Origin of the sequence: Collinsella sp. CLA-ER-H9 (assembly GCF_040092295.1) — a bacterium.
In the GTDB taxonomy this organism is placed as follows: domain Bacteria; phylum Actinomycetota; class Coriobacteriia; order Coriobacteriales; family Coriobacteriaceae; genus Collinsella.
Map to the genome: position 1 here is coordinate 129,464 of NZ_JBBNLV010000003.1, position 23,773 is coordinate 153,236.

At 57.1% G+C, this 23,773-nt stretch carries 21 protein-coding genes; 8 read left to right on the forward strand and 13 right to left on the reverse strand.

Features of this window, described 5'->3' with window-relative positions; translation table 11 throughout:
- Positions 1 to 124: 124 nt before the first annotated feature.
- Positions 125 to 1,339: an aminotransferase class I/II-fold pyridoxal phosphate-dependent enzyme gene (locus tag AAAX73_RS03505; protein WP_117635836.1), complete on the reverse strand. Its 1,215-nt coding sequence runs from the start codon at positions 1,337 to 1,339 to the stop codon at positions 125 to 127.
- 112 nt (positions 1,340 to 1,451) lie between these two features.
- Positions 1,452 to 2,189 carry a tRNA (N6-threonylcarbamoyladenosine(37)-N6)-methyltransferase TrmO gene (locus tag AAAX73_RS03510; RefSeq protein WP_233503087.1) on the reverse strand — a complete coding sequence of 246 codons (738 nt, stop codon included), beginning with the start codon at positions 2,187 to 2,189 and terminating at the stop codon, positions 1,452 to 1,454.
- A gap of 140 nt (positions 2,190 to 2,329) precedes the next feature.
- Between AAAX73_RS03510 and AAAX73_RS03515 the strand changes: the two genes are divergently transcribed.
- The 3 genes from AAAX73_RS03515 (at position 2,330) to AAAX73_RS03525 (ending at position 4,036) form a co-directional block, all read left to right on the forward strand.
- Positions 2,330 to 3,157 (forward strand): TipAS antibiotic-recognition domain-containing protein, encoded by an 828-nt coding sequence (locus tag AAAX73_RS03515; protein ID WP_349125025.1) that lies wholly within the window; start codon positions 2,330 to 2,332, stop codon positions 3,155 to 3,157.
- A 51-nt stretch (positions 3,158 to 3,208) separates the two neighbouring features.
- Positions 3,209 to 3,454, forward strand: coding sequence for a glutaredoxin (locus AAAX73_RS03520; RefSeq protein ID WP_117635838.1), 246 nt, complete (start codon positions 3,209 to 3,211; stop codon positions 3,452 to 3,454).
- A gap of 315 nt (positions 3,455 to 3,769) precedes the next feature.
- Positions 3,770 to 4,036: a ribbon-helix-helix protein, CopG family gene (locus AAAX73_RS03525; protein ID WP_055252530.1), complete on the forward strand. Its 267-nt coding sequence runs from the start codon at positions 3,770 to 3,772 to the stop codon at positions 4,034 to 4,036.
- Positions 4,037 to 4,167: 131 nt separating this feature from the next.
- On the opposite strand, the gene AAAX73_RS03530 is transcribed toward AAAX73_RS03525, so the two are convergent.
- The gene (locus AAAX73_RS03530) at positions 4,168 to 5,121 is read right to left on the reverse strand and encodes a tRNA-dihydrouridine synthase family protein (protein ID WP_349125026.1); all 954 of its coding nucleotides are present in this window, start codon (positions 5,119 to 5,121) and stop codon (positions 4,168 to 4,170) included.
- 123 nt (positions 5,122 to 5,244) lie between these two features.
- Here AAAX73_RS03530 and AAAX73_RS03535 point away from each other — a divergent pair, with 123 nt between their 5' ends.
- Positions 5,245 to 5,772, forward strand: coding sequence for a DUF3592 domain-containing protein (locus tag AAAX73_RS03535; RefSeq protein ID WP_117635840.1), 528 nt, complete (start codon positions 5,245 to 5,247; stop codon positions 5,770 to 5,772).
- Between the two features lie 63 nt (positions 5,773 to 5,835).
- Complete coding sequence (locus AAAX73_RS03540; protein WP_349125027.1) at positions 5,836 to 6,969, forward strand: hypothetical protein; 1,134 nt, start codon at positions 5,836 to 5,838, stop codon at positions 6,967 to 6,969.
- Between the two features lie 122 nt (positions 6,970 to 7,091).
- On the opposite strand, the gene AAAX73_RS03545 is transcribed toward AAAX73_RS03540, so the two are convergent.
- From AAAX73_RS03545 to AAAX73_RS03555, 3 genes are all read right to left on the reverse strand, one after another.
- The gene (locus tag AAAX73_RS03545; protein WP_271807442.1) at positions 7,092 to 8,357 is read right to left on the reverse strand and encodes an MFS transporter; all 1,266 of its coding nucleotides are present in this window, start codon (positions 8,355 to 8,357) and stop codon (positions 7,092 to 7,094) included.
- A gap of 11 nt (positions 8,358 to 8,368) precedes the next feature.
- Positions 8,369 to 9,433, reverse strand: coding sequence for an ornithine carbamoyltransferase (locus tag AAAX73_RS03550; protein WP_117635843.1), 1,065 nt, complete (start codon positions 9,431 to 9,433; stop codon positions 8,369 to 8,371).
- Between the two features lie 120 nt (positions 9,434 to 9,553).
- Positions 9,554 to 10,792: an agmatine deiminase family protein gene (locus AAAX73_RS03555; RefSeq protein WP_117778961.1), complete on the reverse strand. Its 1,239-nt coding sequence runs from the start codon at positions 10,790 to 10,792 to the stop codon at positions 9,554 to 9,556.
- 239 nt (positions 10,793 to 11,031) lie between these two features.
- On the opposite strand from AAAX73_RS03555, the gene AAAX73_RS03560 reads away from it, so the two are divergent.
- Positions 11,032 to 11,595 (forward strand): TetR/AcrR family transcriptional regulator, encoded by a 564-nt coding sequence (locus tag AAAX73_RS03560; RefSeq protein WP_117563584.1) that lies wholly within the window; start codon positions 11,032 to 11,034, stop codon positions 11,593 to 11,595.
- 202 nt (positions 11,596 to 11,797) lie between these two features.
- Here the strand turns inward: AAAX73_RS03560 and AAAX73_RS03565 are convergent, their stop codons facing one another.
- The 6 genes from AAAX73_RS03565 to AAAX73_RS03590 form a co-directional block, all read right to left on the reverse strand.
- A complete protein-coding gene (locus tag AAAX73_RS03565) occupies positions 11,798 to 13,078 on the reverse strand; it encodes an MFS transporter (RefSeq protein ID WP_271807443.1) in 1,281 nt (426 codons plus the stop codon).
- 159 nt (positions 13,079 to 13,237) lie between these two features.
- Positions 13,238 to 16,492 carry an ATP-binding cassette domain-containing protein gene (locus tag AAAX73_RS03570; protein WP_349125028.1) on the reverse strand — a complete coding sequence of 1,085 codons (3,255 nt, stop codon included), beginning with the start codon at positions 16,490 to 16,492 and terminating at the stop codon, positions 13,238 to 13,240.
- Positions 16,493 to 16,713: 221 nt separating this feature from the next.
- Positions 16,714 to 18,405 carry an FAD-dependent oxidoreductase gene (locus AAAX73_RS03575; protein WP_349125029.1) on the reverse strand — a complete coding sequence of 564 codons (1,692 nt, stop codon included), beginning with the start codon at positions 18,403 to 18,405 and terminating at the stop codon, positions 16,714 to 16,716.
- 227 nt (positions 18,406 to 18,632) lie between these two features.
- Positions 18,633 to 19,595 carry a redoxin domain-containing protein gene (locus AAAX73_RS03580; RefSeq protein WP_089572830.1) on the reverse strand — a complete coding sequence of 321 codons (963 nt, stop codon included), beginning with the start codon at positions 19,593 to 19,595 and terminating at the stop codon, positions 18,633 to 18,635.
- Positions 19,596 to 19,628: 33 nt separating this feature from the next.
- Entirely contained in the window at positions 19,629 to 20,540 is a 912-nt protein-coding gene (locus AAAX73_RS03585) for a 4Fe-4S binding protein (protein WP_349125030.1), read from the reverse strand.
- Positions 20,533 to 20,679, reverse strand: a complete 147-nt coding sequence (locus tag AAAX73_RS03590; RefSeq protein WP_035136962.1) for a CD1871A family CXXC motif-containing protein — start codon at positions 20,677 to 20,679, stop codon at positions 20,533 to 20,535. Before AAAX73_RS03590 ends, AAAX73_RS03585 begins: the two co-directional genes overlap by 8 nt.
- A gap of 90 nt (positions 20,680 to 20,769) precedes the next feature.
- On the opposite strand from AAAX73_RS03590, the gene AAAX73_RS03595 reads away from it, so the two are divergent.
- Complete coding sequence (locus AAAX73_RS03595; RefSeq protein WP_281491818.1) at positions 20,770 to 21,444, forward strand: response regulator transcription factor; 675 nt, start codon at positions 20,770 to 20,772, stop codon at positions 21,442 to 21,444.
- Entirely contained in the window at positions 21,441 to 22,592 is a 1,152-nt protein-coding gene (locus tag AAAX73_RS03600; RefSeq protein ID WP_349125031.1) for an ATP-binding protein, read from the forward strand. The genes AAAX73_RS03595 and AAAX73_RS03600 overlap by 4 nt, the downstream gene beginning before the upstream one ends.
- A 74-nt stretch (positions 22,593 to 22,666) precedes the next feature.
- On the opposite strand, the gene guaA is transcribed toward AAAX73_RS03600, so the two are convergent.
- Positions 22,667 to 23,647, reverse strand: a complete 981-nt coding sequence (gene guaA, locus AAAX73_RS03605) for a glutamine-hydrolyzing GMP synthase (RefSeq protein WP_349125032.1) — start codon at positions 23,645 to 23,647, stop codon at positions 22,667 to 22,669.
- Positions 23,648 to 23,773: the final 126 nt, after the last annotated feature.

The following is a 23,773-nucleotide window of genomic DNA, read 5'->3' on the forward strand; positions in this document are numbered from 1 at the left end:
GTTTACAGACTCAAGAGCAAAGATATTAGCAGACAAAACCGCGCTTGCGCTCAATGGTTACAGATGCTTTACCATACGGGGCCTTCCAGCCAATCTGGCAGACAGCCCCGCATGCAGCACTCACTTACCGTGCATTAAAAACGTAGCGGTCCAAGCGGTCGCACGCCTCCCTTACACGCGAAAGCGGCAGCGCCAGATTCACGCGAATGTGGCAAGGTCCATGGAATGGACGGCCGTCCTGATAGCCCACGCCCACACGCGCCCCCTCGTCGAGCAGCCACTGAATATCGTGCCCATGCACGCAGCACCACTCCGTGCAGTCCAGGAACACCATATAGGTGCCCTGCGGGCGCGAATAGGACACGCCCTCAAAATGCTCGTCCACGTAATCGCAGAAGTAGTCAATGTTGCCCTCGATAACCTCGTTGAGCTCATCGAGCCACTCGTAGCCCTGCGGCTGGTAGGCGCCGATAAGCGCATGCATCGAAAGGACATTCATCTCGTTGTAGTGGGTCTTATTGGACACGGCGCACACGCGGTCGCGCAGCGTCTCGTTATAGATGATGTGGTAGCTGCCGACCAGGCCCGCCAGGTTAAACGTCTTGCTGGGCGCATAGAGGGCGACCGTGCGCATGCGGGCATCCTCGCTCACCGACTGCGTCGGGATATGCTTGTGACCGGGCAAGATGATGTCGGACCAAATCTCGTCCGAAATCACCACGCAATCGTGCCGGCGATAGATGTCCATGGCGCGCTCGATCTCGTCGCGCTCCCATACGCGGCCACAAGGATTGTGCGGCGAGCAGAACACCGCGGCGTGGATGTGGTTTTGGGTGAGCTTGCGTTCCATGTCCTCAAAGTCCATGCGCCACACGCCCTGGTCGTCGAGCTTAAGCGGGCTGTGGACAATGCGATAGCCCGCGGCTTCGATGGACTTGGTAAAGCCGATGTAGGTAGGGCTGTGGACCAGCACCGCATCGCCCGGCTGGACATACGCCCGCAGGGTCGACACGACACCGCCCAGCACGCCGTTTTCGTAGCCGATATGCTCCGGGAGCAGACCCTCGACGCCATTACGTCGGCTCTGCCATTCGATGATGCGGTCGAAGTACTCGTCGCGCGGATCGAAATAGCCAAACATGGGATGCTGGGCGCGCTGAATGATGTGCTCCTGGACCGTGGGCACCGTGGCAAAATTCATGTCCGCCACCCACATGGGGATGCGGTCGAAGCCCTCGTCGGGCGCGTTCGGAGCCATGCCAGGGATCTCGCCCCAGGAGTCAACGGCGATGGCGTCCATGCCGTGGCGGTCGATAAGCGAAGTAAAGTCGTATTTCATGCTGAGCTCCCGTGCAAAGCGGATTGTTTTGATAGGCGTTATTGTCCACCAGCGTGGGCGATTTTGGCACGGGGTTTGGCGTTGAATTTGGCGAGCGCCATCGAATGGCTGGCTAGTCCCGCGCGTCGTTGACGGCGGTTACCGTCAACTTGGATCCGTCAACCGTAAAGGATATGTCGAGCCCAGCGTAAGCCAAGTGGTAAATGCGGTTTGGCTCGTGCTTGCTACCCGCGCGGCGCGGATCTTGGCGAAGGACCTCGACCAACCCGGGGAGCTTCGTGGGCGGGACCATCTCCTGCAGCGCTTGCGGGAAGTCAACGTCGAGCTCTTGCCACGGCGCATCCTCAATCCAGCCGCCGGTCGCATCCGAGTGGCAGTCCGCAAACGGAATGTAGGGCTTAATGTCGTAGATGGGCGTGCCGTCACGCAGATCGGCCCCTAGCACATGGATGATGGGGCCATCGTCGGTAAGCCCGACATGATCGAGTTTGACGCAGGTAAGCCCAATGGGATTAGGTCGAAACGGGCTGCGCGTGGCAAATACGCCCACGCGCTCGGCTCCACCCAAGCGCGGCGGACGCACGGTCTTCGACCACTTGGCGTTGGTGCCGGACCTATCCTGTGTCTTGGCATCGGCGGCGATGTCTTCGGCCGCGCCGCCGGGTGTTCCGTTTTCAAAGCGCCAGAGCAGCCACAGGTGAGAGAAGGAGTCCAGACCCTCAACTGCCGCGCTGGAGGCAAATTCCGGCTCAAAGACGATGCGTCCCTCAAGATGGGGCGCCAAAAAGCTGTTGCGCGGGATGCCGAACTTTTGCGGCAGGTCGGTATGTATGTGTGCAATAGGTTTCATGCCGGTCATTGTACGGCATGAGGGCATGCGCGATGCGCGTAATCCCTCACCGCGACCGCCCCTTTTGCAACCAACGGTTGCTTGGAAGGGCGTCGGCCGCCGCGTATGCTTAAGCCAACAAGCAGCAGAAAGGAGCCGTTATGGCCTTTGCAGAAAAACTCATCGCCGTCCGTCGCGCCAACAACCTTACCCAAGAGCAGCTTGCCGCCAAGCTCTATGTCACGCGCCAAGCCGTCAGCCGCTGGGAGCGCGGCGAAGTCACCCCGGGCATCGACATGATGAAGCTCATTGCCGCCGTAACCGGAGAACCGCTGTCCCACCTGCTCGAAATGCCCGAGCACTATTGCCAGAGCTGCGGCATGGTGCTCACACCCGACGACTGCGGCACCGATGCTGCGGGCACCGCGACCGATCATTACTGCAAGTGGTGCTACGACCACGGCAAGTACACCTACGACACTACGATGGAGGCAATGATCGAGGATTGTGCCCCGCGCCTGGCACAAAACACCGGTATGTCGCTCGACGAAGCTGTCTCGCTCATGGGCGCCGTGCTGCCGCAACTGGAACGCTGGCGCGCCGTGCAAGAAAACGAGGAGCGCTACGGCGCCGAAGCGCGGGCGCGCTATGGCGATGAGGCTATCGATGCAGCAAACGAAACGTTACTGGATATGGATCCTCAGACATGGAACGACATGAAGGAACTTGAACGCGCTATTCTGGGCCAGCTCTCGATTGCCATGAGCGACGGCGAACCGGATGGAAGCGAGGCTCGCAAGCTTGTCGCGATGCATCGTCGCTGGATTGCTCTCAACTGGGGATGCGAGCCCCAAGACGAGGCGTACTTGGGCCTCGCCCACGGCTATCTTGCCGACCAGCGCTTTGTTGACTACTACGACAAGCCCTGCAGCACCGGCGCCACGGCGTTTCTGGTACAGGCAATCGAGTCGTCGTTGACGCGTGCATAGACCGCGGCGGCTTTGGGTATTTCAATCGAAACCTCAACCGATTGGAGACCTATGGCTACTGATCACGAGCTCGCGCTCTACGTTATGACCGGCTGCCCGTATTGCATAAAGGTCAAGCGTTTCCTGGCCGATAACGGCGTGACCATCCCCGAGCGTAATATCTCGACCGATTCCGATGCCGAGCAGACGCTCATCGCCGTCGGCGGAAAGCGCCAAGTTCCCTGCCTGTTCATTGACGGCACGCCACTCTACGAGTCGGGCGACATCATCGCGTGGATACAGAAGAACCTGCTCTAGCGTTCTATTGCGGTCGGCCGGCCCCAACGCACAAACCCATACGGCACAAACATGTACGTCAGCATCCAAAGTCGATATTTTTCGACATCTTTGGATGCTGACGTACAGCTATTTGTGGGCAGTCGTTGGGGACGTTCTTAAATGACTAGTTACTTGTATTTTTGTCTACAAAATTGTATACAAAAAGAGAAGCCGCCTCATGGAGCTCATCGCTCGATGTTGCCCCGATCGGGATGGTTACATCATTTACCACGCCCTTGTCCCTCCTACGCGCAAGGTGCTCAGGGAAATCGGAATCGATCGATAGGAGGCGCTATGGACGCTAAACAGCTCGAAAAGATGATGGGGTTTGCTCCCGGTGAGCTAGAAAAAGCCGCAGCGGCATACGAAAAAGATGAGTGGCCGAAGGGCCACACCGTCAAGTTGGGAAGGCCGCCGATTTCCGATGAACCAAGCGTTGTTTTATCGGCACGTGTGGGCGAATCGGTTCTTGAAGCATTTGACGCAAAGGCAAAGCGCCATGGGCAAACGCGCACGGAGCGACTCAGGGAACTCATTACACTCGATGCAATGATTGCCTAGTCCCCTGCCGAACCAAACATGTACGTCAGCATCCAAAAACGATATTTTTCGACATCCTTGGATGCTGGCGTACAGTTTTTTGCATGGGTCCGGCACAGGCGATCCGTTCTTCTCCGTCCCCAAGGGATCATTTAGCCACAAAAGCGGGCGATGGGCGCAAGCTGCTGCTCGCGAAAGACACGGTCGACAGCGGCACGGTATTCATCGACCTTTTTGGTCTTGCGTACGAGTTTGTGAACGGTCGCGGGATCGGCGAAGGCGCATTTGGCGTAGAACCACCACTCCTTCATGCGAAAGACCGCGTTGCCCCCAATCTCGTCCGCATAGGCCGCAAACAGCATGTCATGGAAGCGTTGCAGCTCAGCGGCGGTAGCGGCAGGGTCGCCCTTAACCATGCGAGCCAGCGCGGGATTCGCAAGCAAGCCGCGCCCCAACATTACGTGGCGTGTTCCGGGATAGGTCTTCACCAGCGCATCCATGTCCTCAAGATCAAAGATGTCGCCGTTATAGGCCACGGGGAACGGCGCCCGTTCCAGCGTCTCGCCGTAAAACTCTTTGCGCGGTGAGCCCGTATAACGGTCCTTTTGCACGCGCGGATGCACGATCAACTCCGCCAGCGGCATTCGGCAATAGAGGTCGAGCACGCGCTCGTACTCGTCATCGCATTCGAGCCCCAGTCTGGTCTTGACCGACACCGGCAAGGGCGAGCGTTCGCACACGTCGCTCAAGAACACCTCGAGCTCATCCAAATTGCGCAGAAAGCCCGAACCCTTGCCCTTCGCGACCACCGTACCCGAAGGGCAGCCAAGGTTGAGGTTGACCTCGCGGTAACCCATATCGGCAAGCACCTGCGCCGCCCACACAAACTCGTCCGCATTCTTGGACATCAGCTGGGGCACCACGTTAAGTCCCTGGTTGTTGGCAGGATCGACCTCTTTAAACGCCTTGCCGCCAAAGCGATTGCCCACCCGCGGCGGCGGCAAAAACGGCGTGTAATAACAATCGAGCGCGCCGAAGCACTCCGCATGCACGCGACGGAACACATGCCCGGTAATCCCCTCCATAGGAGCCAGCGATAAATACATCAACATCCATTCTCAAATCAATGTGACAAAGGGACTGTCCCTTTGTCACATAATACGCCCACCGAGGGCGGGGGTTCTCTATACTGAGTCACATATGACGGTATCGCGCCAAAGGAGAACGCCGTGACCACGTCGCAGATATCCCTGCTCGCGCTCATCTTGGTTGGGGGCATCGGCATCCTGCTTATCGGAGTGAGCGCGCTCATGAAAGCCGCCGCTCGCAAGAAAGCCAAGGCCTGTACCGCCGTGACCATGGGAACGGTCATCGACCATCGCTTTATGGGCGAAGGCAGGATGTATCCCGTTTTGGAATACGCCGTCGACGGCACGCAATACCGCGCGAAAAAACAATTCCGTGGCATAAAGACCAAAAGCTTGTCGGGACTCCCCATCCGCACGCAAGCCACCGCCTACGAAGACGCCAAGGGCTGGCTGCACGTGCAGACAGGCCCCATCGCCCGCCTAGGCACCCTCGCGGAGCAGCTTTGGCCCCTCGGTAGCCAAATGACCGTGTACTACAACCCCAGCAACCCAGACAAAAGCTATGTCGAACGCCCCATCGTGGGCAACTTTGCCACACTGATGTTTAACATCGCAGGCTTCTTGCTCATCGCGATGAGCATCTTGCTCTATGTTCTTATCCAGCGCTAGCTCAAACTGATGCGCCCCGCACCCCATGCGCCGCAACGACCGCCTCGACACCAAGGAGCAGCTATGGCTACACTTTCCGAACAAGAACGCAAGCGCATCCAGCGATACTGCATCTGTCCCAAGGTTGCCGGCGCGGCGCTTGCCATGGCGTTTGTGCTGCCTTTTTTGATCATTCCCTTCGAAATGATTGACGATATCGTCTTCCATCATGAAAGCTTCCAGGAGACGGGCATGATGACCGCCTTGGCGCTCACCGCCGTCGAGCTCGCCATCTTCTGCTACTGCGCGCTCGCGCCGCGCTTTGGCATGCGCGGCAAGCAGTGGAAAGAAATGCAGCTCCGACTCGTCGTTGAGCAGGCTGAGAAAGACCGCTCGGCACAAATCGCAGGTGTTATCGGTACGCAGGCCGCCGCGCGCCTGCTCAAGAACAGCGACAACGAGACCGCACGCAACCTGGGCGGCGCGGCAGAAGTCGCCGCTGCCGTAGGCGCCGTCGCCACCGCGGCAGACGTGCTTGCCGAAAGCTTTGCCAACGCAAAGGCCATGGCAGAGGCCTGTGGCGTGCCTATCCCCCGTGCAAAAAAGTGGATCGTCGCGCTTGTGGCACTGCCCCTCGCAATCGTGTGCGGTGCCTATATCCCGCAGCTGGCGCAGGGAAACATCGAGATGCAACAGAACGCCGCGGCCGCGGCCGAGCAGATCGCCATCGCCCGCAAAGCATTAGAGCCCGCATGCGAGTACGTGTCCGCCGATGACCCCTACGAGCGATATCAAGATTACGGCTATCATGTCCGCGGCTATCTGCACGAAGGCGACTCCGACGCCCAGAAGACCTATACGTATCTGGACTTTGACAACAAGGGGACGCTCAAGGAAGTGAGCTACGCGGCAGAGGTCGACCCCAGCGCGAGCCTCGAGGATAACCTTGCCCGCATCGAACGCGAGCTTGACGAGCTTTCCTCTGCCGTTCAAACCGTTGACGTCAAGACGGTGAGCCCCGAGCTCTTGGCACCGCAGAAACTCCCCAAAGAGTTTAGGCAGGCATTTTTGAACGGCTCACTCTACGAGAGAATCTCTATCAGGACGAGTGACGACCTCATCAAAACGTATTACTCGTTTGATACGGATCCCGAGGACGAGTTTGACGAGTACACCCATCCAAGCGTCCGTATTACGCTGATGGGCAAAACGAGCTAGGCGCAAATGTGACAAAGGGACTGTCCCTTTGTCACATTCCATGAAAAAGGGCACCGGCGTTAGCCGATGCCCTAAAGCTGCTGCAGATTAACTCCTACAGCGTATGACTAAGACGAATCGAACTATTCGTCCCAAGAGAGGCTCTTACCAGTCTTCTTTGCCAGCAGCAAGAACAGACCGATGATGACGTTGCATGCAATACAGAAGATGAAAACGCCCTGGAAGGAGCCGACAAGCTCGTATACCTTCATCATGACGGGCATGCCAAAGGCGCCGACGATATAGCCCACGGAGCAGATGAGCGCGAAGATGCGACCAAAGTCACGGGAGCCAAAGACGTCCATCACCAAAACGGTCAGAGCGGTGCCGGCGATGACGTACATGACGTCGTTAACACCGGCAGCAAGAATGCTGAGCGTCGAGTTGCCGCTGCTCATCATGAGCATGACAAAGGAGAGAATCGAGACGGCGAGCCAGCTCAGAATGGCCTTGGTGCTGCCAAACTTATCGCAAGTGGTACCGACGATCGGGTTGAGGAACAGGTCGAACAGCGATGCGGCGGAAACCATGAAGCCACCCACCATGGGGCTAAAGCCGACCTCGGCGGCATAGGTGGGGAACAGCTGGTTCATGCAGCAAGTAAGCTGAACGAGGCAGAGGAAGCCGATGCAGAAAAAGAATGCAGGCGACTTAATAGCGCGTGCGTAGCTAACGCCACGTGCACTATCCTCGGTCGTCTCCTCGGTCTCGGCGACCGTCTCGCCTTCGACATAGCCATAGGGCAGCATGCCCTTGTCCCGGGGCTTATAGCGGATGATCAGGATGGAAGCGGGAAGAATGAGCACGGCGGAGACGCCAGCGAGCACCAGATAACCAGTCCTCCAGCCAGCAGCCTCAATGACAGAGGTGATGACGGGACTCATGATGAGCATGTAAATCGAGTTCACTGCCCAAGCGAGACCAATTGCCAGGCCGCCAGATTTTTTGAACCACTGGTCAATAACATCGGACATGGCGACGCCGGTAGTGAAGGCGAAGCAAACGCCAATCAAAGCACCAGCTGCGATGAACATCCAGACTTCGGTGTAGAAGGCCATGCCTGCGCCAGCGGCGAGCAGAATAAGCTCGACGACGGGGAGCCAAAACTTGCCAACAACCTTGGGGATGAGTTTTCCGACAAACGGAAGAGCCGCTGCAAGACCAATGAGCGTTGCAGTGAAGTAATACGAGAAGATGGAGTAGTCAAATCCGAACTCCTCGCACACGGGCGCGACGAAGGAGCCAGCGATTACGCTATAGGATCCGGTCGTACCGGCAGACATGAGGCCGAGCGCGATCACGAGAACCCATGCGTAAACCTTGCTGCTCTTTAACTTTGCATTTTCCATTGATACAGCTCCTAGAGACCCAGAAGGGCGCACATAACGGCCTTAATGGTGTGCTGACGGTTCTCTGCCTCACGGAAGATGACCGACGCGTTGGCCTCAAAGCACTCGTCCGCAATCTCAAAGCCCTCGGTGATGATTTCACGATGCAGGTCGTTCTTGCACTGGTCGAGCAACATCTTGCCAACGCGGTGATTTGCGTTGTGAACAGAGGGGAGCTCGTGCATGCAGAAGATGTCGGGGTTGTTGGTGCGCTTGCACAGCTCACTGGTGACGCGATAGGGGTACAGGGACTCGGCGTCGCCAAGCCAAGAGTTGTAGTCGTCGGGGTCCAGAACCTCGTCGCCGCACTCGGGGTTGATGTAGCGCCACTCCTCGGTAACGATTACGTCGACACCGTCCAGAGCATCAAGGTCAGAGGTGATGGTGAAGGTCCTGTTAGGCGCGTACTTGGCGTAGCAGGCCTCAACCTCCTCGATCATTTCCTTGCACATCTGGTGACGGAGGTCGTCGGGGCCGATGGCGAGGAAGTCCATGTCGAGCATCGCGCACAGACGGCCATACCACACGGGGGCGCCGGCGCAGTTGCCAACGAAGGCCATCTTCTTGCCACGGCTCGTGCGCAGACCACCCCACTGCTCCTCCATCGTGAGAGCGTCAGCGAGCATCTGGGTCGGGTGATCGCCGAGGGTGAGGGCATTGATGACTGGAATATCGACCAAGTCGGCGACATCATAGAGGAACTGCTCGTCCTTTTGTGCACGATAGACAATGAGATCATACATGCCGTTGAAGACGCGCATGGCATCCTCGATGGTCTCGCAATCGCCCATGTGGGAGTTGGTCAGATAGGTGAAGCCCATGCCCAGGTCGTTGCAAGAGGTCTCAAAGGCGCAACGAGTGCGGGTCGAGCCCCACTCAAAGTTGGCGAGAACGTTCTTGCCGGGGAAGTAGCGCTGGTCGACACCGGACTTTTTCTGGGCCTTGAGGTTCCAGGCAAGATCGATGAGGTAACGGAAATCCTCAGAGGAAAGATCGTGGATGTTGAGGTAGTCGCGACCGCGAAGGCTGTTGTTCATGCCTATTTCCTTTCAATTGTTTGATGGTAAGTGTCGAATGCGCCCCCGAGGGAAACACGGATATCCCTCGGGGACTGTAAATGTGGCGCTTGGATCAGGCAGCGCAAGTTTAAGAACTTGCTAGCAGCTGGCGGCCACGTCCTTGGTCCAGCAGTGCACGCCGCCGCCGGACAGGTTAAGCGCGAGAGAGTCGATCATGATGACCTTGCGATCGGGGAAGCAGCTCTCAAGAACCGCCTTGGCCTGCTCGTCCTTCTCCTTCACGACTTCGCTCATGCCTTCGTGGTAATAACGCTGGCCAAGAACGACGCCGTTGCAGATGAGGAAGTTGCAGTAGCTTGCTGCGGCATAAAAGTGAACGGGGCCTTCGGGCCAAGGGGTGCCATCCATGAACTTGCCGCCCATTTCGTCGATGAAGCCCTTATACAGCTCGTAGTCCTCGTCGCCGGGGGCGATGACAACCTCGATCGGCTCGGCAGTGGGCATGCGGACGATTTCGAAGGGCTTGCCCTCCCAGTCCGTCTCGGCGCGTAGAATCTCGTAGGCGGCGTCGATGCGACGACGCGATTCCGCGCCCGCCTTGCTCGAGGCGGCCTCCTCATCGGATACCTCGGCAAGAAGAATCTTGTTCGGGGTGATAAAGCGGCACATCTCATCGATGTGGGCGGCGAAGCTCATGCCGAAGACAGGAGTTCCATCTTCCTTCTCGTCGAGGATGCCCAGTCGATAGTCGTCGTCCTCAAGCATAGGCTGCGGCAGCCAGATAACCTTGTTGAGGTTGTAGATGCGCTTGTACTCGGCCTCCACTTCCTCTTTTGAGAACTCGGGATTGCGCTTGCGGCATTCCGTGTCCTCGATGGCGATCAGGGTGCCGTGACCGTCAAACTCGCGGTCGCCGCCCTCCGAAACCATTTCGGAATTGACGATATCGAAGCACCCGAGCGCAACCGCCATGTGAACAGCTGCCCTGCGTGCGGACTGGCACTCTGGGGAGTTCTTGTCCCACACGCCATAATAGGTCCAAGCGGGGTTGACCATATAGGAATGGCCTTCGTCGTCGACCATGATGCTGGGGCCGTTGTCGCGAACGTAGAAGTTGGAGTCTTCGAACTGCGTAATCTGGATACGGTCGAGATCCACCCCTTCTTCTTTAAGGCGCGAGCAGGCTTCCTCGTAGGAGCCGGGGGTGCCACAGTTGAGGTTGACCGTAACGTCGCCATACTCAAGCAAAGCTTTAATTACGTCAACGCAGGGCTGGCGATTATCGAAGCCCTCTGCGCGAATGTAATCGGGAAGCCATGTCACATAGACGTTGGAGCGTTTCTCAAACTCGCCCGGCATACGATAGTTCTCGTACATGGTTGGTCCTTCCGTCGGGTTTCCCGCAATGCTGTCCGGCCGCGACAATAGCGGGGTTACACCAGCTATAGTACTACTATACCTACCGTTCGGTAGGTGTTTTTGTATAATTGCCATTCGCCTGTCGATACCTACCGTTCACCGTTTATAGTGGTCGTGTTTGGACACGAATTGATGTTCCGTTGCCATTCTTAATAATGTTGGCAATGCGGAAGTGATTTGCAATGGAGAAGTGAAGCGTGAGCACAAAGGGAAAAATATTGGACGCAATGTATGATCTTGTGGCAGAAGTCGGTTACGACAAGGCGTCCATTGGAAAAATCTGCGACCGTGTCGGTATATCCAAGCCATCGGTGTACTACTACTTTCCCTCTAAAGAGGATATTTTCACCACGCTCTTAGATAGTATGTTTCCGACTATCGACTATCAGCGCGACTACTCGCTAATAGTCGATAGGGACGGATTCAAGGCGGCGCTTATCGAGCTCGGCAATTCGGTTATAGGTGGCTATCGTAGTGATGAAAAGCGCCGTCGCGTGCTGGCCGAGGTCAGTATTCAGGCAAATCGAATCCCTGCAGTTCAGGAACGTCAGGCAACGGCGATCAACCGAACTATGGACGCGCTTAAAGACATCCTTCTCCATGGCCTAGAAATTGGCGCGTTTTCCGATGAAACAGACGTCATGCTGTACGTGCAGATTCTTTACACCGTACTTGAGGGAGCGAGCAATACCGTTGCCCAAGATGAAGACATCGATGAAAAGGCTGTTTGGGCAGGGATCGTCGAACTCATGTTTAAATAGGCGCGTAATAACAGAGGCACCTTGGCAAGCGCGATGCGACGACTTGCGAGGTCGCGGAATGGTTCGAAACCCGTGTTCGCGATGATTGCAAAAGTTGTTGAATAGAAATTGGGGCCGATTCCAGCTATGTTGGAATCGGCCCCAATTTCGTTTTAACTTGCGGAGACAAATGACAGGGCTGAAGGGCAGTTCGTTGGTCAGGTTATTTCGCGGTAGTCTTATTGAGGAGACCGGAAACTAAAGCAAATGTCGCAATCAGAAGGTTGCAGATGATACAGAAGACGAATACTCCTTGGAAAGACCCTGCCATACCGTAAACCTTCATCATGACTGGCATTCCGAAAGCTCCGACAACATAGCCCGCTGAGCAAATAATCGAATAGATCCTTCCAAAATCGCGTGATCCGAAGAGCGAGAGGAGAATCATCGGCATTGCAGTTCCAACGATGGCGAACATGACGTCGTTTACGCCAGCTGCAATGATTGAAACAGTCTCATTGCTTCCGCCAATGATGAGAAGCAGGAACGAAAAAATGCTGACACCTGTCCACGCGACCGTTGCTTTAATAGAGCCGAGCTTGTCACATGTTTTGCCTACGAAGGGATTTAGGAAGATGTCGGAGAACGAAGCTGCCGAGACCATTAAGCTTCCTACGATGGGATTGAAGCCGACCTCGCTTGCATAGGTCGGGAACAGCTGGTTCATGCAGCAGGTGAGTTGCGCCACGCAGAGCAGAAGGGCGCAGAGAATAAAAGATGGCGTTTTCGCGGCATCGCGGAGCGCCATGCCCGAAGAGACATCTTCCTTTTCATCGGCGCTGTAGCTCTCATGGGTTTCGGAGGTAGTCTCTCCGTACGGAAGCATATTGCGATCAGAAGGCTTAAGGCGAATGATAAATGCGCTTGTGGGCAATATCATGGCTGCAGAAACGGCCGCAAGTACGATGTAACCCGTACGCCAGCCTTGCTGCTCGATGACCAGTGTAATGACAGGACTCAATAGCAGCGTGCAGAGAGAATTAACGCCCCACGCAAGGCCGATGGCAAGACCAGACGATTTACTGAACCATTGGTCAATGACATCGGACATGCAGACACCCGTTGTGAACGAAAAGCAGATGCCGATCACTGCGGCGGAGACGATGAACATCCAGACCTCGGTGTAGAACGCCATTGCGGCGCCGGCGGCAATAAGGACGAGTTCAACGCAAATATGCCATGGTTTGCCGATTACTTTTGGAATGAAACGACTCAAAAGCGGAAGCCCAAGCGCAAGGCCAAGAAGAATCGCGGTGAAATAGAAAGAGAAAGAAGTGTAGTCAAAGCCCAGGTCTTCACATACAGGAGCGATGAATGAGCCGGCAATGATGCTGTAGGTGCCGGTTGTTCCCGCAGACATTAAACCGAGCGCAATAACGACAATCCAAGCAAATGCGCCGCTCTCACGGGGGCGGTCCTTTTCGGCTGGTGCGATGAGAGTCATGGTTACTCCGTTTCTATCGGCAATGCAACCTATATGCCTACCGATAGGTATATAAAGATGGAGATTCTTCGTCAAGTGTTAAGCGGGGAGCGGGGACCCTTAACGTGCCGAACGGTAATTGGGCCCCCAATGTGACAAAGGGACAGTCCCTTTGTCACATTATTCGGAGCGTAGGGCTTCCACAGGGTCTTTCTTGGATGCGCTGCGGGCCGGCAGCAGGCCGGCAACGACCGTCAGCAACACAGAAATTGCAATGAGCATCAGCGCATCCCGCAGGGGCAGGCTCATCAGATTGGGTACCTGCTTGGCGGCAAGTGCCCAGGCATTAACCGGAAAGCTCACGGTCACTACGACGACAATGGCAAAGACGCCGGCAATGAGGCCTTCGATAAAGGTCTCGGCGTTGAACACGTTGGCCACGTTGCGCTTGGACGCGCCGATCGCGCGCAGGATGCCAATCTCCTTTTTGCGCTCCAGTACGCTGATGTAGGTGATGATGCCGATCATGATGGAGCTCACCACCAAACTGATGCTCACAAATGCGATGAGCACCAAGCTGATGGTGTTCACGATGTCGGTTACCGAGCCCATGATGATGCCCATGTAGTCGGTGTACGAGATTGCCTGCTCATCGTGGCCAGCGGCTTTGACCTGCTTGTTGTACGCGTCGATGTGATCGAGTACGCGCTCCTTGGCCTCAAAGTCGCGCGGGAAAATCTTGACCGAGATGGGGTCTGCCTCGTCCGCATAGCCCAACGTGGTCAGATTGTTGTCGTAGGTGAGCTTCGACGCCTTGGCATAGCCCATCATGAGCGAACTCAGGTCCTCGGCGTCCATGTTGAAATGGATGGCACGCGCAAAGGCGCTCGCATCCACACGCATAGCGCTCGCCAGGTTGGCAAAACTCGATGACATCTGCGTCGCCATCTGGCCCATGAGCCCTGCCGCGCCCGCCTTGAGCTGGGACGATACCGTCGTGGCAATCTGCTCGCTGACCGCCTTCATCACCTGATCCATAGACTGCTGCAAATACGGAGCCAGCTGCTTTTGCACATAGTCGCCCATCACCTGCTGCAGACGCTCGGCCAGGGCATCGCCGCCAAGCGCCCTGAGCTGAGCCAGGTATTGCTGGGCTGCGACATCATTCTCAAGGTACGCTGAGAATGCGGCAGCAAGCTTTGACGCATCCTTAAGATCTTCGGGCGACAGCGCCTTAAACTGATCGGACTGCATAAAGCCCTCAAACAGCTGGTTGGCAAGCGCTCCCACCTGCTGCATTTGCTCGGGCGTGAGCTCAAGACCGTCAAAGATGCCCGAGAAATCTGGGGCCGGCGCTTTGGCCATGATGTCGCTGAAGTCGATGTCCTTCCCAACGCCCGAAAGGTCAAGGTCCAGCCCGGACAAGTCGATACCAGAAAGGTCTATACCGCCGGCCGCGCCCGAGAGCGCAGACGAATCGAGAGAGAACGCGCTCTTCAGCGCCGCCTCGTCCACACTGAACATACTGCCCAGATCCACGCCTTGCTTGGCCTCGCCTTGCAACTCGTCAAAGGTTTTGCCCGTAAAGACATCCGTCTCGGGGTGGGCAAGCTGCTCCTGCACAATCTGCGAATCGGCAGCACGCTCCATAAGCTGGCGAGTCAGCGCATGCGTATAGACAATGCCCGGGGACAATGCGCTCGCGTTTGCCGTCTCGTTGGGTCGCACCACGCCCACAATGCGCACGTCAATACCGTCGGCAACCTTGGCTTTCATAAAGTCGGCGTCGCCAGACATGTCAGTCCACATGCCGGTCTCTTCGTTTTTGCGATAGGCATCGGCCGGCGACAACACCTTAAACGTCGTGGACAGTGCATCGTCGTAGGTAAAGTCGCTGCCGGTCTTGGGCGTCTTGACCTTGCCGTCGGCCGTCATGGCACTGTTAACCAGGTCGTTGAGCTCATCGATATCCAGCGCGCCGATACTGTAGAGCGTGTAGTCGCCCACCGTTCCGCGGCTCGAAAGCACCATCACGGCCTCGTTGGCGGACGTAGGCCAATGGCCGGCAACGACATCGTACTGGCTGTCGAGCAGGCTCTGGTCGTCAATCATCTCGTTAAAGACCGAGGTTCCCATGGAATCCATGCTCACCGTTGCCGCCGAGCTCGCGCCTCCGCTCATGGCCTCGGTCATGGCGTTGGGCACCAGCCGGACAGGCTTCTCATCGCCATTCCCGGCACGATAGACAACCGGCGTCACGCCATAGCCGTACTGGATAGCATTGACCTCTTTATTGATACCGTCGCCACCGGCATCGAGCCATGCCTTAAAGCTCGTCATATCGTTAGATTTAACGCTTGCGAACATGTCTTTTACGGCCGTGACCACAGGGATCTTATCGGTTCCCTTATCTTTGCCACCGGTGGCGTCATCGGACGAGCCCTCGCCCTTGGACGCCTCCTCATCGGTAGCCCCATGCCCGCCCATCATGGATGACAGGTCATAATCTTGTTTGGAAATCGTAAGCGGGTAGCTCGAGAGCGTGTCCTCCTCGACCTTTTTGATGTAGCCGTTTACGCCGTTGGACAGCGCCAGAATCGCTGCGATGCCAATAATGCCAATCGAACCTGCAAAGGCAGTCATGGCCGTACGGCCCTTCTTGGTCATGAGGTTTCGGGCAGAAAGCCCCAGCGCCGTCACAAAGCTCATCGAGGTTTTGCGCGTGGGCTTGGCCTCGCGACGCGCGGCCTCGGCAGCATCAAAGGGATCTGAATCGTCGGTGATCTTGCCGTCCGCCAGGGTGACGATGCGCGTGGCGTACCTGTATGCCAACTCGGGATTGTGCGTGACCATGATGACCAAACGATCGCGCGCAACATCCTTGAGCAAATCCATGACCTGTACGGATGTCGTTGAGTCCAAGGCGCCGGTCGGCTCGTCAGCCAGCACAATCTCGGGATCGTTGATTAAGGCGCGGGCGATGGCCACGCGCTGCATCTGCCCGCCCGAAAGCTGGCTCGGGCGCTTGTTAACGTGCTCGCCCAAGCCGACTTTCTCCAACGCCTCGCGCGCACGCTGGCGGCGCTCGGCATGTCCCACGCCCGTGAGCGTGAGCGCCAGCTCCACGTTTTCCAAAATGGTCTGATGCGGAATGAGGTTATAGCTCTGGAACACAAAGCCAATGCGATTGTTTCTGTAGGCATCCCAATCGCGGTCGCTGAAATCCTTGGTCGAGATGCCATCGATCAGCAGGTCGCCCGAATCGAAATGGTCGAGTCCACCAATGACGTTGAGCATCGTAGTTTTACCCGAACCCGAGGGACCCAGGATGGCTACAAACTCGTTATCGCGAAAAGACAGGCTTACGCTGTCGAGCGCTACCTGCGTAAACGACTGCGTAACGTACCTTTTGCAAATAACTCTGAGATCCAGCATGGACGGCAACCTCTCTCGCGCGGGCGCGCTCGCCCGCTCCCCCGCCGTTCACGTTCGGCGCGTTTGTCCTACTCTATCCTCATTTTTGGCCGATACCAGTGAGGAATGTAACGAACCGCGCCAAAAAACGAACGGGACAGCACGCCGCATGGCGCACCATCCCGCATATAACATCCCCGATGCGACAAAGAGGCTGTCACTTTGTCACATTCCAATGCGCGCTACTTTTCGAGCCCGCACGGCATAACGTTAGCGCTGCCGCGGCGAGCCTCAGTCACGGCTGCAAAGAAGCGATAGCCGCCCGAGAAGTTAAAGCACTCAAAGCCATGCTGCGCCAAAATGCGGCAAGCAATGTAGCTGCGAATGCCGCTCTGGCAAATCACGTAGACCGGCTTGGCCCGGTCGAGCTCGCCCAGGCGATTGCGCAGATCATCGACGGGAATGTTTACGAAACCATCAATATGCCCGCGCTCATACTCCCCTTCCGTACGAACATCGAGCAGCTGCACGCTGCCATCGCGTGGCAAGTTGGGCTCATCCTCCCAATGCCACTGCGCCAGTATGCCGCGATTGAGGTTCTCGATCATAAAGCCCGCCATATTGACGGGATCCTTCGCCGATGAATACGGCGGCGCGTATGCTAGGTCCAAATCCTTAAGCCTATCGCCGCGCATGCCTGCCTGGATGGCAGTCGCCAGAACGTCGATACGCTTGTCCACACCATCGATGCCCACGATTTGCGCACCCAGCAGGCGCAATCCCTGCTTCTCGAAGACAACCTTCATGGTCATGGGCGTTGCACCCGGATAATAACCCGCATGCGAACCGGGCGACAGGACCACGCTGTCGCAGTCAATTCCCGCCGCGCGTGCTGCCTTTTCGGATAGTCCCGTGCTTGCCGCCGTCAAGTCGAATACCTTGATAACCGATGAGCCCAACGATCCGAGGTAGCAGCTGTCCATGCCGGCTATGACATCGGCGACGACACGCCCCTGCTTGTTGGCGGGGCCGGCGAGCGAAATGACCGCGTCCTCGCCGGTCACCTGATGCGTGACCTGCACGGCATCGCCCACGGCATACACGTCGGCAGCAGAGGTCTCCATGCGGTCGTTGACCACAATAGCCCCCTTGATGCCCAGTTCGAGCCCCGCCTCTTGCGCCAGATGGCTCTCAGGTGCCACGCCAATGGCAAGCAGCACCATATCGGCTCCGATAGGGTCATCGCCCGCAACATGGGTGACAACGCGGCCATCAACTTCCTCAAAACCTGTCACATCGGCCTTGAGGCGCAGATCGATACCGTGCTCACGCACCTCGGTATGCAAAAGGGTCGCCATGTCGTAATCCAGGTTGTTCATAAGCTGGACGGGACGCTGCAGAAGGGTCACCTGGAGCCCCAGCTCGCACAGATTCTCCGCCGTCTCGACGCCAATGAAGCCGCCGCCGATCACGACGGCACTGCTCGGTCGCCGCTCTCGAACATAGCTATGAATACGCAGCGTGTCCTCAACGGTGCGTAGGCTAAAGATTTTATCCGAGTCGATGCCCGGCAACGCAGGGCGAATCGGCTTTGCACCCGGCGACAGGATGAGCTTGTCATACGTCTCGACAAATTCCTCGCCCGTCAGCATATTGCGAACCTCGACCGTATGCGAATCGGGATGGATGGCAAACACCTCGTGACTCGTCTTGACCGCAATGCGAAAGCGATCCCAAAAGCCCTTGGGAGACTGCAGCGTCAATGCACTCTCTTCTTCTATCACGCCGCCAATGTAGTACGGAAGCCCACAGTTGGCATACGATACAAAACCCGTGCGCTCAAAGATGACAATTTGGGCCTGCTCGTCGAGTCTGCGCAAACGTGCCGCCGCCGATGCGCCGCCCGCGACGCCTCCAACGATAACCACCTTCATAGCTAACGCACCACCTTTCCCGTGTAGCCGCTTATGCCGCCGATATTCTTGACACTGCCATACCCAGAACGCTTAAGAAAACTCACAGCTTGGTTGCTTCGCGCACCGCTCAGGCAATGCACGAAAAGCTGCGTGCCCTTTCGACGTATACCCATGATGCTACCCCGAAGCAGAAAAAAAGAGTCGCTGTTTCCAGCGACTCCCCTTCAGTTGCCTGTCCCACGAATCTACTGCTCGCTCTTCGCGAGCGCCTGATCGATCAGTTTGTTGAGCGCCTCTCGCTGCTCGGCGGAGTTGATGCCGCCCATGATCGGCTCTCCCACAATGTTACCGTTCTGGTCGATCACGTAGGTGGTCGGGAACGAGTACAGGTTGGAGGTGAACTTTCCGGCCTCGCTGTCCGACTTAAACCAGATGTTCTTATACGTCACGCCCTTCTTGGAAAGCACGTCCTTGGCATCGGCCACCTCGTCTTTGTTGCCATCGAGCGTAAAGGAATTAACGCCCACGACCTGGCCGCCCTTCTCGGCAAGCTCCTTGTTGAGCTTCTCCAGATCGCCCAGCTCTCCCACGCACGGCTTGCAGGTGGTAAACCAGAAGTTCATGACGGTGACCTTGTTCTTGGAGAACAGCTCGTCGCTGTTTACATCGTTGCCGTCCAAGTCCTTGCCCTTAAAGCTGGGGAACTTCGTCTCCCCGCTCTCGCCGTTGGTCATGCCTGCGGTCGAGGCATCGACGCTCTCCCCCTCGCCGGGCGTGCTGCCGCATCCGGGAAACTCCTTCTCCAGCGCCATGAGCTTATCCTCGATCTCCTTGACCTGCTGTGCGCCGGCCTTAAGCGTCTTGAGCTCGTCAGCCGTAAACTGATCCTTGGCGCCCTCGATGGTATCAAGCAAAAAGTCGCCGTAATTGCTACCGTCCTCAATCATTGCCGAGTCTTTATTTGCAGCATTGAATACCTTTTCCCATAGGGCGTTATCGCTCGCAAAGATCTCGTTTTCCTTTTGCAGCAGCTGCTGGTACAGCTCGGCCGCCTCCTCGGCGCTCGACGGCTTTTGTGCCACAAGCTCGGCAATCTGCGCATCGCCGCTCGTGGCATCCTTCGCGTCGCCCTTGGGGGCAGAGCACGCCGCGAGAGTCAGCGCCAGCACGGGCAGCATCAACAGGGCCGCAATTTTCGACAGTTTCATGGTTCCTCCGTTGTATCGAAGCTTAATAGGTACCTATTTGTTTTCGCAGTCCTGCGCGGACTGCGCGGTCTTGTCGCCCGTCACGCCCAGCCCGTAGCGAAAGCTAATGGCATCGACGGGGCACGTACCCACGCATTTGCCGCAACGAATGCACTCGGCATGGTCGGGCGTACGCGTAACGTCCACGTCCATCAGACACACCTTGGCGCACTTGCCGCACGAAACGCATTTGCACTGGTCAACCTGAATCCCCAACAACGACACCTTGTTCATGAGCGCATAAAACGCGCCGAGGGGGCAGATCCATTTGCAGAAGGGGCGGTAGAACAGCACGCTCAGCACCGCAACCACAATGAGGATCGCGAGCTTCCAGGTAAAGAGCTTTCCCAGCGCAGAGCGGATTCCCACGTTCATGATGGACAGCGGAATCGCGCCCTCGAGCACGCCCTGTGGGCAGATGTACTTGCAAAAGAACGGGTCGCCCATGCCCACATCGTTGACCACCAAGACAGGCAGCAGCACCACGGCAAACAGCAGCACGGCATACTTGATGTACGTGAGCGGCTTGAGCTTTTTCGTTGATAGCTTTTTGCCGGGAATCTTGTGTAGAAGTTCCTGCAGCCATCCAAACGGGCACAAAAAGCCGCATACAAAACGCCCCAACAGTACGCCGATCAGAATGAGCGTTCCGGTGACGTAATACGAAAAGCTAAACTTAGACGAGCCCACCACCGACTGAAACGAGCCGATGGGACACGCACCCGAAGCCGCCGGACACGAGTAGCAGTTGAGTCCCGGCACACAGACGGCCTTGCCCGCCCCTTGGTAAATGCCTCCCTTGGCAAAATTGGGCAGATGAATATTGGCCGCAAGCGTCGCCGCCGCCTGAATGAATCCGCGAAATCGGGCCAAAACATGCGACGCAGTGTTTTCTCTTTTATCCAATTCCGATACACTCCAAGCACAGCCTAATCGCTTTGGCCAGCACGGCATCCGCCTCGCCACGCATAACACCAAAGCACACCATGGTAATTCCGACGATCAACAAAGCGACCTGTACCACGGGTTTTACCGCTTTGAACAACACGACCACTCCTTTCGTTACGCGACCATTGGACCATATCGGCTATAAAATCCGTGTTAAGCGCGATATGGAATGTGCAAGGAGACTGTTATGCGTATTTTGATCGTCGAAGACGAGCGAGCACTGTGCGATGCAATCGCGCACAGCTTGCGAAACTTGGCGTACAGCGTCGACTGCTGTCACGATGGACAGGAGGCGCTCGACCTGCTGGGCGTCGAAGTCTTTGACCTCGTGGTGCTCGACCTCAATCTCCCCCGTATCGACGGCATGACCGTGCTCAGGGAACTTAGGAAAACCGACTGCGAGACCAAGGTACTGATTCTGTCCGCACGTGGCGAAGTATCCGATAAAGTTGCCGGACTCGATGCCGGCGCCAACGATTACCTTACCAAGCCGTTTCATCTGGACGAACTTGCGGCAAGGATCCGCAGCCTTACCCTCAGGCGCTTCGCACAAAGCGACATAGTATTAACCTGCGGAAAGCTCAACTTTGACACCAAGGCGCGCATCGCTTCCGTGGACAGTGAGGCTCTATCTCTTACACGCAAGGAAACGGGAATCTTGGAATACCTGATGCTTAATCAGGGGCGACCGGTAAGCCAAGAGGAGCTTATAGAGCACGTTTGGGATAGCACCGTGAACAGCTTTAGCAACGCAACCCGCGTTCACATCTCGTCGCTCCGAAAAAAGTTGCGCGGCGCTTTGGGATACGACCCGATTCGCAATCGGATTGGAGAGGGCTACGTTATGGAGGATGGCGAATGAAAGGGCTTTCGCTGCAATGGCGCATAACGATCATGACGGCACTGCTGACGTGCGCGGCGTGCGTGCTGACGAACTGCCTGGTCGGCTATACGGGTATGCGCTACATGGATGCCATCGGCAGTGACATCTCGGCCTTTAACGCAACCGGTGAAGATTCGCCCCAAGCGTTCGACCCAACGAAAGCGACCCTCGATGAAAAGGTCACGATCGTCGTAAACGACGCACAGGAGTCTTTTGGCACGACAACCTGGTACATCACGGCTGGAGTCACACTCCTTGGCGGCGCGCTGGCATACTTTGTGAGCGGCCGTGCACTCAAACCGCTACGGGCTTTTGCAGCTCAGGTTGAGCGTGTGCAACCTGACAACCTAAGCGAAATCAGACTCAATGAAGATGTGCCCACCGAGCTACAACGATGCAGCGCCTCTTTCAACGACATGATCGCTCGTCTTGGCGAAGGGTTCTCTGCACAGCGTCAGTTTACCGGCAACGCCGCACACGAGCTTCGCACCCCGCTCGCCCTTATGCAAGCACAGATTGAACTATTCATCTCCGAGCACTCCGGTTTGCAACCCGAAACAGCCGAGCTGCTCGGCCTGCTACAAGAACAAACTGAGCGGATGTCGCGGATGACCAAGGTGTTGCTCGAGATGAGTGAGCTCCGCAGCGTTCCTTGCGAGGACGATGTTGAACTTGGTCCCTTGTCCGAAGAGGTCCTCACCGACCTTGCGCCACTTGCCGAAAATAAGGGCATAGCCCTCAATTGTGCTGGAGACGCTTTAGTAATCGGGAGCGACACGCTCCTCTATCGGCTGGTGTTTAACCTGGTCGAAAATGCCATCCGTTACAGCCGCCCCGGCTCGACTGTCAACGTCTCCATCTGCGACAACAACAGCCGCGTGTTCCTGCGAGTCGAGGACCAGGGCCCGGGAATACCCAAGCAGTACCGCGAGAGCATCTTCCAACCGTTCTTTCGCCTGGATAAATCCCGCAGCAGGGCATACGGCGGCGCAGGACTCGGACTCGCGCTCGTTTGGGAGATTGCAGCGCTTCACGGTGGCGCTGTAGAGGTCGAAGCAAGTTCCGAGAACGGGACCACTATGCTCGCAAGCCTTCCAAAACGATCCGCAGCATTAACCGAACAGTAAAACGAAAGGGGTCCCGCACACGTTTGCGCGGGACCCCCTCCCTGTCAATGCAATTCGCCCAAAAGAGTAGAAGCCTACTCCCACTCCACCGTGCCGACGGGCTTCGGCGTGAGGTCGTAGCACACGCGGCAGATGCCGGGAACCTCGGCGGTGACGCGGGCGGTAATGCGCTTGAGCAACGCCCAGTCGAGCTCAGGTACCTCGGCGGTCATGACATCGACGGTGTTGATGCAGCGGATGATACAGGGCCAATCGTAGGCGCGCTTGCCCTCGCGCACGCCGGTTGCGCGGAAGTCGGGCACGACGGCAAAATACTGCCAGATGGTCAGACCGGCCTTGTCGATCTCCTCGCGCACGATGGCGTCGGCTTCGCGCAGCGCCTCAAGACGGTCGCGGGTGATGGCACCAAGGCAGCGGACGCCCAGGCCGGGGCCGGGGAACGGCTGACGCTCGACCATGTTCTCGGGCAGACCGAGCTCGCGGCCAACGACGCGGACCTCGTCCTTGTACAGCAGCTTGACGGGCTCGCAGAGCTCAAACTGCAGGTCCTCGGGCAGACCGCCCACGTTGTGGTGAGCCTTCACGCCGTCTTGGGACTCCAGGATGTCGGGATAGATGGTGCCCTGGGCGAGGAAGCTGACCTCATCGCCAACCTTGCGGGCCTCCTCCTCGAACACGCGAATGAACTCGGCGCCGATAATCTTACGCTTGGCCTCGGGCTCCTCGACGTCCACGAGCTTGTCCAGGAAGCGGTCGGTGGCGTCAACGTAAACCAGGTTGGCATCCATCTGATTTTTGAAGACGTCGACGACCTGCTCGCTCTCGCCCTTGCGCATCAGGCCGTGGTTCACGTGCACGCAGATGAGTTGCTTGCCGATGGCCTTGATGAGCAGGGCCGCGACAACCGAACTGTCGACGCCGCCGGAAAGAGCCAGCAGGACCTTCTTGTCGCCAATCTGCTCGCGGATTACAGCGACCTGCTCATCGATGAACACCTGGGCAAGTTCGGGAGTGGTGATACGCACCATGTCGTCGGGACGCTTGTTGGGATCCATGCAGAGCTCCTTTTCGGTTCGATGGAAATGCGCCGCGCGTATGCAGACGCACCGTCATATGACCTCATTATATGCAGAACGAGATGCGTTTCCCATCGCTGCGACAGAGCTTTTTGCAAGGGTGGC